Below are 14,735 nucleotides of genomic sequence, written 5' to 3' on the forward strand. Positions count from 1 at the left end.
CCCCCGATTCCCCCAGCACCCCCAGCTCCCCCAGCAGACCAATGGCCTGAAACTCGGCTTCGCCATGCGCCCGCCAGCCCAAGCCACCCCTCCCGCGAAATTAGTTTGAGGCCCACCTGCTTGCCCCCCCTCCTTGTCCCCGGTGGTGCTCGTACGAGCGCCGTAGGAGTGCTCATGACGGTTGACTCGACGGCGCCCTCGGCCGCCGTGGCCATGACCCTGGCCGCGCTCGCGGCGACGGGGGCCACGCCTCGGCCGTCCGGGGAGGGCGTGACGGAACAGAAGCTGCGCATCGCCTCCGGCATCGAGCGGCAGCTCTCCGATCCGGCCCTGGCGACGCAGGGCAGCTGGCAGCTGGCGTGGCTCGCGGTGAGTCCGGACAACGCGAACATGGCGTACATCGCGAAGGACACCTCCGGGTCGAACGCCTTCGCCGTGGTCGTCCGCGGGACCGTCTCGAACGCGGTCGACACCCTTGAGGATCTCGACGTCGGCACGGTGGTGCCCTTCACCGCGGGCGGGCCCTCGCCGGTCTCCGTGTCGAAGGGCGCCATGACGGCGCTCACCCAGGTCACCGGCATGACCGACGGCTCCCCGGGAGCGGGCTCCTCGCTCGCGCGGGCGCTCTCCCTGCTCCTCGCGGACGCTCCCCCGCAGGCCACGGTCACCGTGATCGGGCACAGCCTGGGCGGCTGCATCGCCACCATGCTCGCGCTGTACCTGCGCGACCAGAGCTGGGGCAGCCTCGCGCCGCAGTTCGGTGTCATCACGTTCGCCGCCCCCACGGCGGGGCTGCAGGACTTCGCCGCTCGCTTCAACTCCGTGCGGTGGAACGTGAATCAGGCCTACGTCAACACGTACGACCTCGTGCCACGGGCCTGGGCCGATCTGGACGCGGCCAAGCAGTGGTACCCCGCTCCCCCGGGCCCGGCCGCACCCGACGACGTCAAGGACTTCCTCCTCCGGGAGATCGAGGCCCTGCCCGGGCCCAACGTCTACGTCCAGCCGGACAACGCCACCTCACCCCTGAACGCCGACTACCACCTGTACGACCCCGCCGTGGTCAAGAGCTCGACCGAGGACTTCCTCGCCCAAGTCGCCTATCAGCACGCCAACTCCACCTATCTGGCGCTGCTGCAGGCACCGCAACTGCCCACCGGCCCGGTGGTGACGGCGATCAGCCCGAACGTCGGTACCGCAGGCACCACGACGGTCACCGTCACCGGACGCGGCTTCGGCTCGGACAGCGTCGTCGACTTCGGCCCGGTCCCCTGTACGAACACCGTCATCGTCACCGATACGGAAATCGTCACCACCCCGCCCGAGGGGTTCGGCGTCGTCGACGTCAGGGTCACCGGGGCGCTGGGCACCTCCCCGGCCGTTGCGACCGGTCAGTTCGCGTACGGCGGGCCGCAGCCGGTCCTGGTCACCGGCGTCTCACCCGACAGCGGGAAGTTGGGGCAGCAGGTCACCATCACCGGCGCGGGCTTCGCCGAGCATCCCGTCGTGTACTTCGGCAAGAATTTGGCCGCAGCGTCGTTCGTCTCCCCCACGGAGATCTCCGCGACGGCACCGTCGACCGGCCCGCTCCAGAGCAGGACCGCCGACGTCAGGGTCCTGGTGAACGGTTACCTGTCCCCCGCCGTTCCCGTGGACGAGTTCACGTACCCGTCGCCCTGACGCCGCCGGCCCCAACCGCTCTCGCCGCCGCCTCGACCTTCGCGTACCGGGCCCGCCGGTACTCCTCGCCGGGCTCCGCCGCCGAGTGTTCGGCGGTGGTGCCCGTGGAGCCGTCGAGATGTTCCCGCAGGATGTCGGCGTGGCCGACGTGCCGGCTGGTCTCGGCGAACATGTGCACCAGGATCTCGGTCAACGTCACCTCTGGCCGTGGCCACCAGGGCACGTGCCCCGGCGCGTCGCCGGTGAGGGTCGTGATGGTGGCGTCCGAGTGCTCCGCGACGCGGCGGTACCGGCCGACGATCTCCTCGCGCGTCTCCCGCTCGGTCGCCCACATGTCGGTGCCGCTCGCCTCGGGGTCGTCCCATCGGGGCAGGGGTTCCGGGTACGGGCGGCCGAAGACCTCGCCGAAGTACCTGGCCTCCCAGGTCGACAGGTGCTTGACCAGGCCGAGGAGGTTGGTGCCGGTCGACGTCAACGGGCGTCGGACGTCGTACTCACTCAGCCCGTCGAGCTTCCAGACCAGCGCCTCGCGGAGGCTTCGCAGGTAGCGGTGCAGGGGTTCTTTCGCGGGTTCATCGATCACGGCCGAGGAGCCTGTCACCCGCCCTCGACGACCGGCAAGGGAATAAGGCGGGCCGGGGGCGCGCCTCTCGGGTCGCCGCCTGCCGCGTGTCGCCCCTGGTCGCGCGCGGCCGGGGCGGCGCCTGCCGCCCGTGTCAGGTGCGGCCGGGGCGCCGGCCGGTGGACCCCGTGCCGTCCGCAGGCCCCGCGGCACGCACCGCACGTCCGATCTCCAGCAGCAGCAACTCTCCCGCTCCATCGATCCGCTCTCGCCAACCCGGCTCACCGACGCGATCGGCCAACCACGCGATGTCGCGCGGCGGTTCACCGGCCTCATGCCGAGGCCGGTCGGCGGCGGCCCGGTGGCGGTGGGCCGTCATGGAGGCGCGGAAGGCCACCCGGGTCTGCTCAAGCAGCCGTTCATGTGCGCCCCCGCGCAACAGGTGTTGTACGGCCAGCAGCACCGTCTCCGCATGCGCGACCACACCCTCGGCGGTCGTCGGCGCGGTGGTCGTGGAACTGACCGTGCGCGTCTGCCAGTTGACGGTGACCGTGGTCAAGGGAGCCATGACCGCCCGTACGGCGGCGGTGAGTTCGGTGTGTTCCCGCGCCGTGAAGTCGGCGGTGGACTGGCCGAGCCGGGTCACCAGGCGCACCAGGCGTGAGCGGGCCGGCGCCGTGCCGGGCGGGTGGGTGAACCGCGCCAGCGGGCCGAGCGCGACGTCGCGGGTGACCTCCTGGCTGCGGCGGCCTCGGCCCAGCCAGGTCAGCAGCGCCTTGAGGGCCTGCCGCGTGGGGACGGACTCGTCGCCGTACAGCCAGAGCCACAGCGGGAGTTGGGCCAGGGAGGTGGGTTTCGGCTGCTCGCGGCGGTGTTCCAGCAGGATCAGAAGCAGTCGCCGCTGGCCCGCGCTGTACTCGGCCTTGCCCGAACCGCGGTGCGCGGGGCGCGGGCGCGGATGGTCGAGGAGACCCATGGAGACCCAGGTGCGGATCAGTCGTTCGTTGACGTCGGGGTGGCCCGCGGCGTGCGCGTCGACGACGAGAACGTCGATCGTGCCCGGCCCCTCGATGTGTTGCCAGTGCTGCACAGCCGGAAAGCTACAGCTGCTACATGTCTCAACAATTTGTGCAGAACCGCTGGAAATCGGCGCCGCCTTTTGCCCCAGAGGCAAGTGACCAGCGACATTTGACCGTACGTCACCGTGCGGTGACGCGAGCTGGTACGTACTTTTCGGTCAGGCGTCCTGGCAGGTTGGCGCGATGAGGCGGTACAGCGCCCACGTTGTGCGAACGATCTTGACCGGGCACCATGTCGTACCGCCGGGACACCGCGCTCATCAGGGACGCGCGGAGACCGGACCCGGAAGGAACAGCGCATGATCCGGCTGGCCGATTCACCCATGACCTGGGTGGCGACCGGAGACAGCATCACCCAGGGGGTGCTGCACACGCACGGCGCCCGCGGCTGGGTGGAGCATCTGCACGAGCGCGTCCGGTGGCAGTTGAACCGCCTCACGGACGTCGTCATCAACACCGGCGTCTCCGCGTGGACGGCCACCGATCTGCTCGCGGCGTACGACCTGCTCGTCGGCCGCCACGAGCCCGACGTGCTCTCGGTGTCGTTCGGCACCAACGACTGCCTGGCGGGCGAGGCCGGGCTGCCCCGGTTCCATGACGCGGTGCGGGGCATCATCGAGCGGACGCGGCCCGCGACTCAACTCGTCCTGCACACACCGGTACTGGTCAGCGTCTCGGGCTCGGACCGGCGCGCGGCGCTTCCCGCGTACTGCCAGGCGGTACGGGAGATCGCCGCGGACACCGGCTCCCTGCTCGTCGACCACGAGGCGTACTGGCGGGAGCACCACGGCTCGGACGACCCGATCGCCTGGCTCGACGACCCGGCCCACCCCAACGCGGTCGGCCACCGCCACATGGCCGACCACGCCCTGCGCGTCATGGGGCTCGGCGAGCTGAACCCTCTCTAGCGCGGCGCGGCCGCTCGGGTGTCGTCCAGACGGGCGCGCTGCTCCTCGGTCAGCTCCAGGTCGAGCGCCTCAAGGGCCTCGTCGAGCTGGTCGAGGCGGCTGACGCCGACGAGCGGGATGACGGCGGGCGAGCTCTGCAGCATCCAGGCGTAGACGACCTGGCCGGGCGTGGCCCCGGTCTCCGCCGCGATCTTCGCCAGGACCCGCAGGGCGGGCTCGGTGCCGTCGTGCAGGTATTCGACCGGGACGGGCTTGCTGCCCGCGTAGGCGCCGTTCAGCAGCGCGCTGTAGGCGAGCACGGTGAGATCGGGCTGCGTGGCGGCGTACGCGAGCGTCGGCTCGTCCAGGGCCACTTGGTAGTCGAAGTCCGCGTCGGGCGCCGGGGTCAGATAGGTGTGCCGCTGCTGGAGCGCGGTGAACGCGGGCAGGTTCTGCCGCTTCGCCAGTTCCCGGGCCCGGGCGAGCCGCGTCCCGTTCTGGTTGCTCATGCCGACCTGGCCCACCAGGCCTTCGGCGACGAGCGCGGCGTACGCGCCGACGGTCTCCTCCAACAGGGTCGACGGGTCGTCGATGTGCCCGTACAGGAGGTCGATGCGGTCGGTGCCGAGCCGTCGCAGGCTGCCGTGGACGGCGTGCCGCAGGGCTTTCTCGGACAGGCCTTCGCGGTTGGCGGGCCAGGTTCCCTCGCCGGCGGGCAGTGCGCCGGTCTTGGTGGCCACGGTCACCTCGTCCCGGATGCCGCGCGTGGCCAGCCAGCGGCCGAGGAGCCGTTCGCTGTCGCCGCCGTCGCTTCCCTCGCGCCAGAAGCAGTAACAGTTCGCGGTGTCGATGAACGTGCCGCCCTTCTCGACGAACCGGTCGAGCAGCGCGAAGGACATGCCCTCGTCGACCACCGTGCCGAACGGCAGTGTGCCCAGGCACAGCGCAGAAACCCGTTGAGAACCCATGGTGTGATGACGCACGGGATACCCCCTCCTCAAGCCCACGAGCAGCCGCCGTCGCTCGGCGGTGATCGGGATCTTGGCACCTGGAGTGCGCTCCAGCGCAAGGGGCCGCCCCGCACAATGGCCGGGGTCGGCCCGGCGCACCCGGGTCGTCGCGCGGTATGGCGCGGATCACAGGAACTCCGCCGACGTGACGGAGAGAAATCACCGTGAGGGACTCAGAGAACGATTTGCGCAGACGTGTGAGAGCCGGGGAACGCGACGCGTTCGCCGAGCTGTACGACCAGCACGCGGGCGCCGTCTACCAGCACGCGCTGTGGCTCTCCGGCGACTGGTCGACGGCGGAGGACGTCATGTCGGAGACGTTCCTGGCGGCTTGGCGGGCCCGCGAACGGCTCCATCCGGACGAGGGCTCGCTGCGCCCCTGGCTGCTGGGCATCGCCACCCACAAGGTGGAGAACACCCGGCGCGGGCTGCGTCGCCGCCTGGCCTTCCTGGCCCGGCAACGGCGCCGGCCCGAGGTCGCCGACTTCGCTCCCGAGGTCGCCGGGCGCATCGACGACGCGCGTCGACTGCGCGCCGTACAGGACGCCCTGAACCGGCTGCAGCGGCACGAGCGGGAAGTACTGACGCTCTGCGTGTGGTCGGGCCTCGACTACCGGCAGGCGGCGGAGGCGCTCGGCGTCCCCGTCGGCACCGTGCGCTCACGTCTGTCGCGGGCCCGCGCGAAGCTCGCCCGGTTCGCCGACGAGGCCGCGGCCGAAGAACGGGCGGACCACGTGAAGAGCGCTGCGAACGCGACGCATTCGAGGAACGCAGGCAACGCGGCGAACGCAAAGAACAGGGAACCGCGCGGCGCCCGCGGAGAGATGACTGGTGAAGCCGCACTCGCGGCCCTGCCCATGCGGGAGGAAACGGCATGAACGACAGGGACACCGCCTCGACCGAGGCCCGGCGCACCGATGCGGACATCGCCGCCGACGCCGACATCCGGGAGATCGTCCGGCTCCTGCCGCCCCCTCCCCCTCAAGGTCTCCCGCACGGGCAGCACCTCCAGCACAAGGAACGACTGATGCGACGCATCGACAGCGACCAGGCCGCCCAGACCGACCGGGCCGCCACATCCCGGCACACCGGCACCGACACGGCCCACTCCTCCGGCACCCGCCCCTCCCGCCGCCTGCTGCGCCCCGCGCTCCTGGTGCCGGTCTCCGCCCTCGCCCTCGGCGGCATCCTCGCCGCGGGCATCACCCTCACCTCGGACGACGACGGCCGGGCCACGACGGCGACGCGGCAGCACGACGGACGCGACATGCAGCCCGCCGCGGCGCTCCTCGCCCAGATCTCCGACGCCGCGGGCAAGGGTGACGCCCTGCGCGTGAGGGACGAACAGTTCCTTTACACCCGGGAGAAGATCCGTGAGGCAGATCTGAGCAGCGGCAAGGCGGTGGTCGGTCCGCTCCGGGACTCCGAGTCCTGGGTCTCCCAGGAGCCGGGCCCGCTGCACAAGCTCGGCCTGACCCGCAGCGACGGGGAGACCCTCCCCATCAACGCCGAGCTGGGCGACACCCACGGCACGCCCGCCGGCCTGTACCGGCCCACGTACCGCTGGCTCTCCTCGCTGCCCACCGACCCCGAGAAGCTCCTGACGTATCTGTACGCGAAGACCCCCAGGTCCGAGCGTGCGGAGCGGGACCAGGCGGTTTTCGACCGCATCGGAAGCCTCCTCGGCGGAGTGATGCCTCCCCGGACGGGCGCCGCCCTCTACCAGGCGGCGGCCAGGATCCCCGGCGTCACCAAGGTGTCGGAGGCCCATGACGTCACCGGGCGCTCCGGCGTCGCGATCGTCCGCGACGACGCGACGTTCGGCGCCCGCACCGAATGGGTCTTCGATCCGCAGGACTTCACCTTCCTCGGCGCGCGCAGCTACCTCTTCAAGGACACCCGGTACGGCAAGGCCGGCACCCTCATGTCCGCCACGGCGATCATCGATCACGCCGTGGTCGACAAGGCGGGCCAGGATCCGTCCTCCCCGCGCACCTCCACACGGGAGAGCTGACCCGCACCCGCTCCGGTCACCTCGGCCGCCGCGACGTTCCCGGTCGTGGCGGCCCACAGGGTCGCGGCGGTCCGATACGGTCGCGGCGGTCATCGCCCCGGGCTCCTCGCCGTCACCCCATGAGGGGCGAAGTCGGGCAGAGCGAGGCAGGAGTGAGCGGGCTGCCCTTGCGTGGGCGGCAGGGTGCTCAGACCGCGCAGCATGTCGTTCCGCCTCTCCAGGGCCGGGGCCGTGGTCGGGAAGAGTTTCGCGTCGCCCTCACCGATCAGGTCCTGGTTCCTTCTCACGAACGCACGGGTGCCGTGTTCGTAAGCGGCCAGCCCCGCCGCCGCATCCGGGCCGGCCAGGGAGCTCGCGAGCATGTACGCGCCGACAAGCGCAAGGCTGGAGCCCTGTCCGGTGAGGAAGGAGGGCGCGTACGCGGCATCGCCCACCAGTGCCACCCTGCCGCTGGACCAGCGGTCCATGCGGATCTGGCTGACGACGTCGATGAACAGGTCGTCCGCCTCGTCCATGGCGGCGAGCATGCCCGGGACCTCCCAGCCCGCGTCGGCGAAGGTCGTGACGACCAGGTCCCGTTGGGCGTCAGGGTCGCGGAACGCGTCGAACGGCGGCGGCTTCGCGTGGGCGAAGTTCAGGAAGGCGTGTACTTCGTCGCCGTCGTCCACGGCATAGAGCGCCGCGGCCCGGCCCGGGACGTTCCACATCAGCGTCTCGTGGGAGAGGCCGAGAGTGTTGCGCATGGTGAAGACGGCGAAGCAGTACCCGAGGTAGCGGTGGAACTGCTCTTCGGCGCCGAACACGGCCGCCCGGGTCCGCGAGTGCAGCCCGTCCGCGCCGACCACGATGTCGAACGTACGGCTGCGGTCCCCGCGGAAGCCCCCACGAAAGCCCTCTCGGAAGCCCTCGCGGAAGACGACATCGACATGGTGGTCGGACTGGTCGAGGGTGTCGACGGAGGTGTCGAACAAGAACTCAACGTCGTCCCGGACCGCCTCGTAGAGAGCGGCGGTCAGGTCACCGCGCCGTACTTCGAGGTCTCGTCCCGCGACACTGCCGACGACGGCGTGCGGATTGACCGAGGCCACCGTGGCGCCGCCCCCGTCGAGAAAGGTGATCCGGCGCAAGTCGACCTGGACGCCTTGCAGTTGGCGCAGGATTCCCATTCTGCGCACCACCTCCAGTGCGGTGCCACGCACGTCGACGGGGTAGCCCCCGCTCCTCGGTGCGCTCGCCTTCTCCACCACCGTGACCGCGTATCCGCAGCGGTTCAGCCAGTACGCGGTGGCCAGGCCCGCGATGCTCGCGCCCGAGATCAGGGCCGTGCGGCGGGGTGGGACGCTGCCCCTCGACAACAGGTCGGTGTGGCTCACTGCTTGACTCCCTTGTTCATGGTGCGGACGACGAGCAGGGACAGTGCCGTCAGGGCGCCGGCCACGATGAAGCCGGTGACGAAGGCCAATTCGGCCGGGTCCTCCGCCCCGGGGTGGGTTCCCGCGGCGAGGATGCCGCCGCTGACCTGGACGCCCGAGGCAAAACCGATCACGCGGGTCACCAGGACAAGGCTGGTGGCAATGCCGGTGCTGCCCTGGTCGACCGAGGTGGCGGTCCTGACCACCATGGCCGTGATGCAGACTCCGCCGGCCAGGGCGATCAACGCCTTGCCGACCATCAGGTGCCAGACCTCGGAGTGCAGGAACGACAGGGCGATCAGGGTGCTGGTCATGAGGCCGATTCCGGCGGTGACCACGGCCGTCGAGCCGTACCGGCGCGCGGCGAGACCGCCGAGGGGCCCGCTGATCGCCGCCGTGACGGCGCTGGGCAACAGGTACCGCCCGATGTCGGTCGAGCTGGCCCCGAAGCCGTACCCGCCCGCGGACACCGCGAACAGTTGCGGGACGAGGTAGGTCGCCGCCGAGGTCCCGACGCAGACGGCGAGCGTGACCACGTAGGAGCTCCGGATCGCCGGCTTGGCCAGCAGGTCGAGGTCGACCATCGGCGCGGCCGACCGGCGTTCCACGACGACCCAGCGGGTGACGAGGACGGCGAGGAGCGCGACGAGCGCACCGAAGACGAGCGGCTGGTCGGCGGCGTCGGCAACCGTCGCGAGTCCGGCCATGAGCGTCAGAAGGATGCCGCTCAGCAGGGCAAGGCCGGGCCAGTCCATCCGGGCGCCCGACCGGACCGGCGCGTCGTCCGGCATCACCCTCTGGACCCACACGGTCGCCACGAGGATCGCGGCCGTCGGTATCGCGAACATCCAGTGCCGGGACAGCCCTTCGGCGATGGGCCCGGCCATCAGCGTGCCCAGCATGCCGCCGCCCACGAACAGTCCGCTGACCACCCCGATGGCCACCTGGGACTGTCCGGCCGGGAGATGCTTGCGCACCAGGATGAACGAGAGCGGCATCGCGCCCACCATCGCGCCCTCCAGCATCTGGCCGAGCAGCAGCACCGGAAGGTTCGGCGCTAGCGAGGAGATCAGACCACCGACCGAGACGATCGCCATCAGCCGGAGCATGACCCACTTGCCGCCCCGGCGGTCACCGAGGTTGCCCGCTATCGGGGTGACGAGAGCGCCGGTGATGAGCATGGTGATGCTGAGCAGTGCCCCTTGGGCGGTGCTCAGCGACAGTTCGCGCTGCAGCAGCGGGAGCGTCGGTGTCACCACGGACTCCAGCGATCCGGTGGCGGCCGCCAGCATGCCGAGAGCGGCGACGGCGGGTTTTCCGACGCGTACGGGGTGAGCGGGCGGGGCGGGATGAGCCAGGGTCGTCGTCATGGACGTGTCTCTGGGCGCGTGGTCGTGCGCGTGGTCGTGCTCGTGCTCGTGGAGGCGCTCGTATGCGTGCTTGTGGTCGTGGTCGTGCTTGTGCTTCCTCACATGGGCTCCCTTGTCTCGAGAGCCGGATGTTAGGAATCGGGCCGTTCCCCCCACATCACCCCACGGAGCCACTGTTGATGTCATACCGAGGGGTGAGCTGGTGCCCCTTACGAGCAGAGACGGGCCGCTTCCGGAGCGGTCGACAGGTCAGGACCCGCCCGGCAACAGCACCGCCGAGTCCGGTTCCGGCCGGGTGGCGAAACCCCCGGTGACGGCGAAGCGTTCCAGGTCGACGACCGCGATCCGGTTCGGTCCGAGCAGGGACACGTACGCCATGGGCCGGTCGGGGTGGAAGGCCACCGCGGCCGGTGTGCCGTCGAGCGTGAGGGAACGGATGGGGCGCAGGTCCGTGCCGCAGAGAGTGATCGTGCCGGCGACGATGTCGGTGACCAGGAGCCGCTCGTCGTCGACGGTGTAGACCCGCAATGGGTCCCCGCCCACCTTCCGGCTCCGCCGCACCCTGAGGGTGTGCGCGTCCAGGGCGACCAGTGTCGAGCTCTTGCGGGCGCCGACGAACAGCGTCTTCTCGTCCCGGCTCAGACAGCTGCTCTCGGGCAGCCGCCCAGGGGCGGCCAGGAGCGGCGGCACGGAGGCGTCGTGCGGGCGCACCAGGCTGACCGTGTGGGACAACAGGCCGGTGACGTAGGCCCGTTCGCCGTCACGGCTGAGGGAGAACAGGTGCGTCTTCACTCCGTGGGTGGGCACGGCGTCGGTGGGCGCCTCGTCCGTCGCCGGGGTGTCGAAGCCGAGCAGGACGGCCTTCTCCTCGCTCAGTGCGTACAGCCGGTCGTGGCCGTCGATCCCCATGCCGTGGATGCGGTTGAACGGCCGAGTGTCGATGGTGCGCGCCAGGGACCGGGTGGCCAGGTCGATGACGAAGACCGCGGAGCCGCCCTCGCCGACGGTGGAGGACATACGTACGCCGTAGTGGCCGACGTAGGCGAACCGCCGGCGCGAGTCGACGACCATCTCGTGCGGGTAGTGGGGCAGCGGGACCGTTCCCCGCGGCCGCCCCGAGGCCACGTCGTAGAAGCTGACCGAGTGGCCGCTCTTCTCGACGACCACCAACTCGTCCGCACGCGTCGCCCGGGACCCGGGCAAGGGCATATCGGTCGCCAAAGTCCCCGCCCCCGCTCCTGCCGCCGCCTTGATGACCGTTCGACGTGTCGCCACGCTGCCCACCCCACCCTGATCTCTCGCCGCACCGTCGACGCACTCTCGACCGTCCGCCACGCCTCCGGGACCCGTGCCCCTGACATCCAGATCCTCCATCAGGTCGACGCTCAGGCGCCGGCGTTCGCCCGGGTCAGCTGTATCGGCTCCGTCAGCTGGGTCGGCTGGGCCGGCTGGGCCGGCTGGACCCGGAGGCGCTCCGCGGGTGAGGGTGGGGCCGTGGCTCATACGACGCAATCAGGTCTTTTCACCCGCAGATACGGGCCGTCGCCTCGCCAGGGCGGGCCCGTCGCCGTTCTCGTCCACGGTCTCGGCCTCTCGGGGCGGTACTTCGTTCCGCTCGCGCGACGGCTGGCCGCGGGCGGGGCGACCGTACTGGTGCCCGATCTGCCGGGCAACGCGCGCTCGCGCCGCGCCGTCCGCCGCGCGCCCGAGGTGGGCGAGGCCGCGGACGTCCTGGCCCGCTGGTGCGAACACTCGGCTCCGGGGCCGAACCTGTTCGTGGCCAACTCGGTCGGCTGCCAGGTGGTCGCGTCCCTGGCGGCACGCCACCCGCACCTGACGGGCCGACTGGTGCTGATCGGCCCGGCCCTCGAACCGGGTACGTCCGGCGTACGTCAGTTCGGCCGGCTCATCGCGGATGCGCCCCGTGAGCCACTCGGCCTGCTCCCGCTCGCCGCGTTCGACTATCTGGCGACCGGCCTGCCGCGCTGCGCCGCCTCGTTCCGGCACGCCCTGCGGGACGCCGCCGAGGCATTCGAGGTGAACCTCTCCCGGGTGCGTGTGCCGACGCTCGTCGTACGGGGAGCGGGTGACACGATCGCCTCCGACGCCTGGATCCGGCGCGTGGCACACCTGGTCGGTCCCGAGGCCGGCGCCGCCACGGCCGTACTTCCGGGCGCCGCCCACGCAGCCCACTTCAGCGCGCCGGACGCCATGGCGGCACTGATCGAGAAGTTCACCGCGGGAGGAGAACCCGGATGAGGCCGTCGAAGACATCCGACCCCGCCCCGTCCCGGCGACAGGAACGCCCGTCGCCCTGGCTGCGGCTGTTGCCCGGCATCTCCCCCAAGCGCCGGGGGTTCATCCTCGCCTGGTGGGGGTTCGCCCTCACCTTCGGCGGGATGCGCCTGCTCACCTGGCTCATCCACATCGACGTGGCCGGGGTGGGCGACATGCAGGCGGGCGGAGTGCACATCCACCATTACGTGTGGGGCATTCTGCTGCTCGCGGCGGTGGGCGCCGCCGGTCTGGTCGACCGTACGGCGCGGGCCCGCGCGTGGATGGGCCTTGCGTACGGGGTCGGGCTGGCCCTTGTAGTCGACGAGGCAGCCCTCCTGATCAGCCTGGAAGACGTGTACTGGGACACGGAGGGCGGGTTCAGCATCGCCCTGGCGATCGCCCTGATCGCCGTCGCCGGGAGCGTGCTGGCGGTCACACGGGGGCGGCGCGCCTCAAAGGAAGACGACGACTGAGGGCGCCGAGGGCACTGCGACACGGGGGGGGCGCTGAGGGCGCGTAACGACGAGACTCAATCCTCCGGCCGCAACAGCACCGGCAACGTCCGCACACTGTTGCTGATGAAAGAGGGCAGTGGCGCCACGTCGGCGACGGAACAGGCGAGTTGCATGTCCGGGAAGCACGCGAACAGGGCCGGCAGCGCGGTCTCCGCTTCGAGACGGGCCAGGGCGGCGCCGACGCAGTAGTGCGGTCCGTGTCCGAAGGAGAGGTGCCTGCGCGCCGGCCGGGTGATGTCGAACTCGGCCGCGTCGGAGCCGTGTTGCCGGGGGTCACGGCCCGCTGCGGCGTACGAGGCCAGTACCGCCTCCCCCTTCGGGATCACGGTGTCGCCGACAAGGATGTCGTCGAGCGCGTACCGCAGCGGGAAGTGGGCGACGGGTGAGTCCCAGCGCAGGGTCTCCTCGACCACCTCGGCCCAGCCGACCCGTCCCGTGTCGAGCGCCTGCCGCTGCTCCGGGTGGGTGAGGAGCGCCTTGGTCGCGTTGGTGAGCAGGTTGAGCGTGGTGCCGTGACCGGCGACGATGACGAGGACCAGCGTGCCGATCAACTCCTGTGGAGAGAGCCGGTCTCCTCCGTCGTGAGCGGCCGTCAGATGGCTGGTGAGGTCGTCGCCGGGCCGGTCGCGCCGCAGCGTGACCAGTTCGGTCAGCAGCGCGTGCAGGGAGTTCCGGGTCGCCGCCGTCTCCTCGGGGGTCGTCGTACTGCTGACCAGACTTGCCGACAGATCACGGAAGTCGTCGAACCGTTCCGCGGGCACACCCATCAGCCTGCCGATGGTGTTCATGGGCAGCGGATAGGCGAAGTGGCGGCGCAAGTCCACTGCTCCGGGCGGGTGTTCGGCGAGTGCGTCCAGCAGGCGATGGGTCTCGGCCTCGATGCCGTGGCGCATCGCCTCGACCCGCCGGGCCGTGAAGGCCTGTGAGATCAGGCCGCGCAGCCGGCGGTGGTCGTCGCCGTCGGCCGTGGTCATGCCGGGGTTGGTGACGAAGTCGATCAGCGGCCAGCCGTCGGGGACGCGACCCTCGCGCAGCGCCTGCCAGTGCGCGGGATTCTTGACGACGCGAGGATCGGCGAGCAGGTCCTGCAACGCGTCGTGCCGGGTGATCACCCAGGCGGGAACGTTCCCGGGGAGCTCCACGCGTACGGCGGGCCCGAGTTCGCGCAGGCCGGCGTTCTCGCCGTGCACGTCGGCCGCGGTCGCGTCGAGACGTATGAGCGGGGGGTCGGTGGTCACTGGGCACCTTCCTCGTCTGGAGCCGGGTCCGGGGGCCGGGCCCGGGGGCCGGTTCCGGACTGGTACCGGCGGCCGGCACCGGGCGAACGGATGCGGACATGGGCGCCCACCGTCACTACAACGGGTCTGCTGTACGCCAACTGTCCACCATGGCACGCCAACCCGACGTACAGTCACGGAAGTTGACGGGAGGGGAGCAGCGAATGCTTCATGACCTGGGCGAGCTCGGTCGTGTCGGCCGTGTGCTGTACGAGGTGATGGGCCTGCTCGAGGACGAGCAGAAACGCCTTGAGGAGCTGTACGGGGAGACAGCGGCCGACGAGTGCACCGCGGGCAGCCCCCGGCAGACGTTGCACGGGATCTGTGACCTCACCCGCGGCGTGAGCGAAGCGCTGCGGTACGTCGCCCTGGCCCTCGGCTATGTGGCGCTCGGCCTGGACGCGCGGGCCGACCACGCGGTGAAGATGGCGCGCATGAAGCCGGTCGGCGTCCCCTCCGGGGTGGACCGCATGGCACGGCCGCTCGGCGCGTCCACCGTGCGGGCGCTGGAGCTGATCGGCCAGCTCGACGACTTCTTCGCCGGTGGCATCGGGATGGCCGTCGAAGTGACGTTGGCCGCGCCCCAGGCGACGTACCCGCCGGACGACTGGGAGGCGTACCAGCGCCAGCAGATGAACCGGCCGGACTGAGG

General features: G+C 71.1%; 14 protein-coding genes. 7 read left to right on the forward strand and 7 right to left on the reverse strand.

Annotated features, from left to right (window positions below; genetic code table 11):
* The first annotated feature begins 174 nt into the window (after positions 1 to 174).
* Positions 175 to 1,680 (forward strand): IPT/TIG domain-containing protein, encoded by a 1,506-nt coding sequence (locus ACFYO9_RS07570; RefSeq protein WP_358774276.1) that lies wholly within the window; start codon positions 175 to 177, stop codon positions 1,678 to 1,680.
* On the opposite strand, the gene ACFYO9_RS07575 is transcribed toward ACFYO9_RS07570, so the two are convergent.
* Together ACFYO9_RS07575 and ACFYO9_RS07580 are read right to left on the reverse strand one after the other, a co-directional pair.
* Positions 1,661 to 2,263, reverse strand: coding sequence for a DinB family protein (locus tag ACFYO9_RS07575; protein WP_358774274.1), 603 nt, complete (start codon positions 2,261 to 2,263; stop codon positions 1,661 to 1,663). The genes ACFYO9_RS07570 and ACFYO9_RS07575 overlap by 20 nt on opposite strands.
* A 133-nt stretch (positions 2,264 to 2,396) precedes the next feature.
* Positions 2,397 to 3,332: a hypothetical protein gene (locus ACFYO9_RS07580; protein ID WP_358774272.1), complete on the reverse strand. Its 936-nt coding sequence runs from the start codon at positions 3,330 to 3,332 to the stop codon at positions 2,397 to 2,399.
* A 288-nt stretch (positions 3,333 to 3,620) separates the two neighbouring features.
* Between ACFYO9_RS07580 and ACFYO9_RS07585 the strand changes: the two genes are divergently transcribed.
* Entirely contained in the window at positions 3,621 to 4,229 is a 609-nt protein-coding gene (locus ACFYO9_RS07585) for an SGNH/GDSL hydrolase family protein (protein ID WP_358774270.1), read from the forward strand.
* On the opposite strand, the gene ACFYO9_RS07590 is transcribed toward ACFYO9_RS07585, so the two are convergent.
* Positions 4,226 to 5,191 carry an aldo/keto reductase gene (locus ACFYO9_RS07590; protein WP_358774268.1) on the reverse strand — a complete coding sequence of 322 codons (966 nt, stop codon included), beginning with the start codon at positions 5,189 to 5,191 and terminating at the stop codon, positions 4,226 to 4,228. The two genes, ACFYO9_RS07585 and ACFYO9_RS07590, sit on opposite strands and share 4 nt — an antisense overlap.
* A gap of 212 nt (positions 5,192 to 5,403) precedes the next feature.
* Here ACFYO9_RS07590 and ACFYO9_RS07595 point away from each other — a divergent pair, with 212 nt between their 5' ends.
* Together ACFYO9_RS07595 and ACFYO9_RS07600 are read left to right on the forward strand one after the other, a co-directional pair.
* Positions 5,404 to 6,096 carry an RNA polymerase sigma factor gene (locus ACFYO9_RS07595; RefSeq protein ID WP_358774539.1) on the forward strand — a complete coding sequence of 231 codons (693 nt, stop codon included), beginning with the start codon at positions 5,404 to 5,406 and terminating at the stop codon, positions 6,094 to 6,096.
* Positions 6,093 to 7,232 (forward strand): CU044_5270 family protein, encoded by a 1,140-nt coding sequence (locus ACFYO9_RS07600; protein ID WP_358774266.1) that lies wholly within the window; start codon positions 6,093 to 6,095, stop codon positions 7,230 to 7,232. The genes ACFYO9_RS07595 and ACFYO9_RS07600 overlap by 4 nt, the downstream gene beginning before the upstream one ends.
* Before the next feature lie 89 nt (positions 7,233 to 7,321).
* Here ACFYO9_RS07600 and ACFYO9_RS07605 read toward each other — a convergent pair whose 3' ends face one another.
* The 3 genes from ACFYO9_RS07605 to ACFYO9_RS07615 form a co-directional block, all read right to left on the reverse strand.
* Entirely contained in the window at positions 7,322 to 8,605 is a 1,284-nt protein-coding gene (locus tag ACFYO9_RS07605; protein WP_358774264.1) for an FAD-dependent monooxygenase, read from the reverse strand.
* Positions 8,602 to 10,014 carry an MFS transporter gene (locus tag ACFYO9_RS07610; RefSeq protein WP_358774537.1) on the reverse strand — a complete coding sequence of 471 codons (1,413 nt, stop codon included), beginning with the start codon at positions 10,012 to 10,014 and terminating at the stop codon, positions 8,602 to 8,604. The genes ACFYO9_RS07605 and ACFYO9_RS07610 overlap by 4 nt, the downstream gene beginning before the upstream one ends.
* 249 nt (positions 10,015 to 10,263) lie before the next feature.
* On the reverse strand, positions 10,264 to 11,289 hold the full coding sequence (locus ACFYO9_RS07615; protein WP_358774262.1) for a YncE family protein: 1,026 nt from the start codon (positions 11,287 to 11,289) through the stop codon (positions 10,264 to 10,266).
* Positions 11,290 to 11,508: 219 nt separating this feature from the next.
* On the opposite strand from ACFYO9_RS07615, the gene ACFYO9_RS07620 reads away from it, so the two are divergent.
* Positions 11,509 to 12,273, forward strand: coding sequence for an alpha/beta hydrolase (locus ACFYO9_RS07620; RefSeq protein ID WP_358774260.1), 765 nt, complete (start codon positions 11,509 to 11,511; stop codon positions 12,271 to 12,273).
* Complete coding sequence (locus tag ACFYO9_RS07625; RefSeq protein WP_358774258.1) at positions 12,270 to 12,764, forward strand: hypothetical protein; 495 nt, start codon at positions 12,270 to 12,272, stop codon at positions 12,762 to 12,764. The genes ACFYO9_RS07620 and ACFYO9_RS07625 overlap by 4 nt, the downstream gene beginning before the upstream one ends.
* 56 nt (positions 12,765 to 12,820) lie before the next feature.
* Here ACFYO9_RS07625 and ACFYO9_RS07630 read toward each other — a convergent pair whose 3' ends face one another.
* Positions 12,821 to 14,044: a cytochrome P450 gene (locus tag ACFYO9_RS07630; RefSeq protein WP_358774256.1), complete on the reverse strand. Its 1,224-nt coding sequence runs from the start codon at positions 14,042 to 14,044 to the stop codon at positions 12,821 to 12,823.
* A 203-nt stretch (positions 14,045 to 14,247) separates the two neighbouring features.
* Here ACFYO9_RS07630 and ACFYO9_RS07635 point away from each other — a divergent pair, with 203 nt between their 5' ends.
* The gene (locus tag ACFYO9_RS07635) at positions 14,248 to 14,733 is read left to right on the forward strand and encodes a hypothetical protein (RefSeq protein WP_355806494.1); all 486 of its coding nucleotides are present in this window, start codon (positions 14,248 to 14,250) and stop codon (positions 14,731 to 14,733) included.
* The last annotated feature ends 2 nt before the right edge of the window (positions 14,734 to 14,735 follow it).

The organism is Streptomyces sp. NPDC005863 (genome assembly GCF_042871345.1).
GTDB lineage: Bacteria > Actinomycetota > Actinomycetes > Streptomycetales > Streptomycetaceae > Streptomyces.

Coding starts and splice junctions, on each gene's coding strand:
- ACFYO9_RS07600 (WP_358774266.1), top strand. CDS start 6,093: ATGAACGACAGGGACACCGCCTCGACCGAGGCCCGGCGCACCGATGCG.
- ACFYO9_RS07635 (WP_355806494.1), top strand. CDS start 14,248: ATGCTTCATGACCTGGGCGAGCTCGGTCGTGTCGGCCGTGTGCTGTAC.
- ACFYO9_RS07625 (WP_358774258.1), top strand. CDS start 12,270: ATGAGGCCGTCGAAGACATCCGACCCCGCCCCGTCCCGGCGACAGGAA.
- ACFYO9_RS07585 (WP_358774270.1), top strand. CDS start 3,621: ATGATCCGGCTGGCCGATTCACCCATGACCTGGGTGGCGACCGGAGAC.
- ACFYO9_RS07570 (WP_358774276.1), top strand. CDS start 175: ATGACGGTTGACTCGACGGCGCCCTCGGCCGCCGTGGCCATGACCCTG.
- ACFYO9_RS07610 (WP_358774537.1), bottom strand. CDS start 10,014: ATGACGACGACCCTGGCTCATCCCGCCCCGCCCGCTCACCCCGTACGC.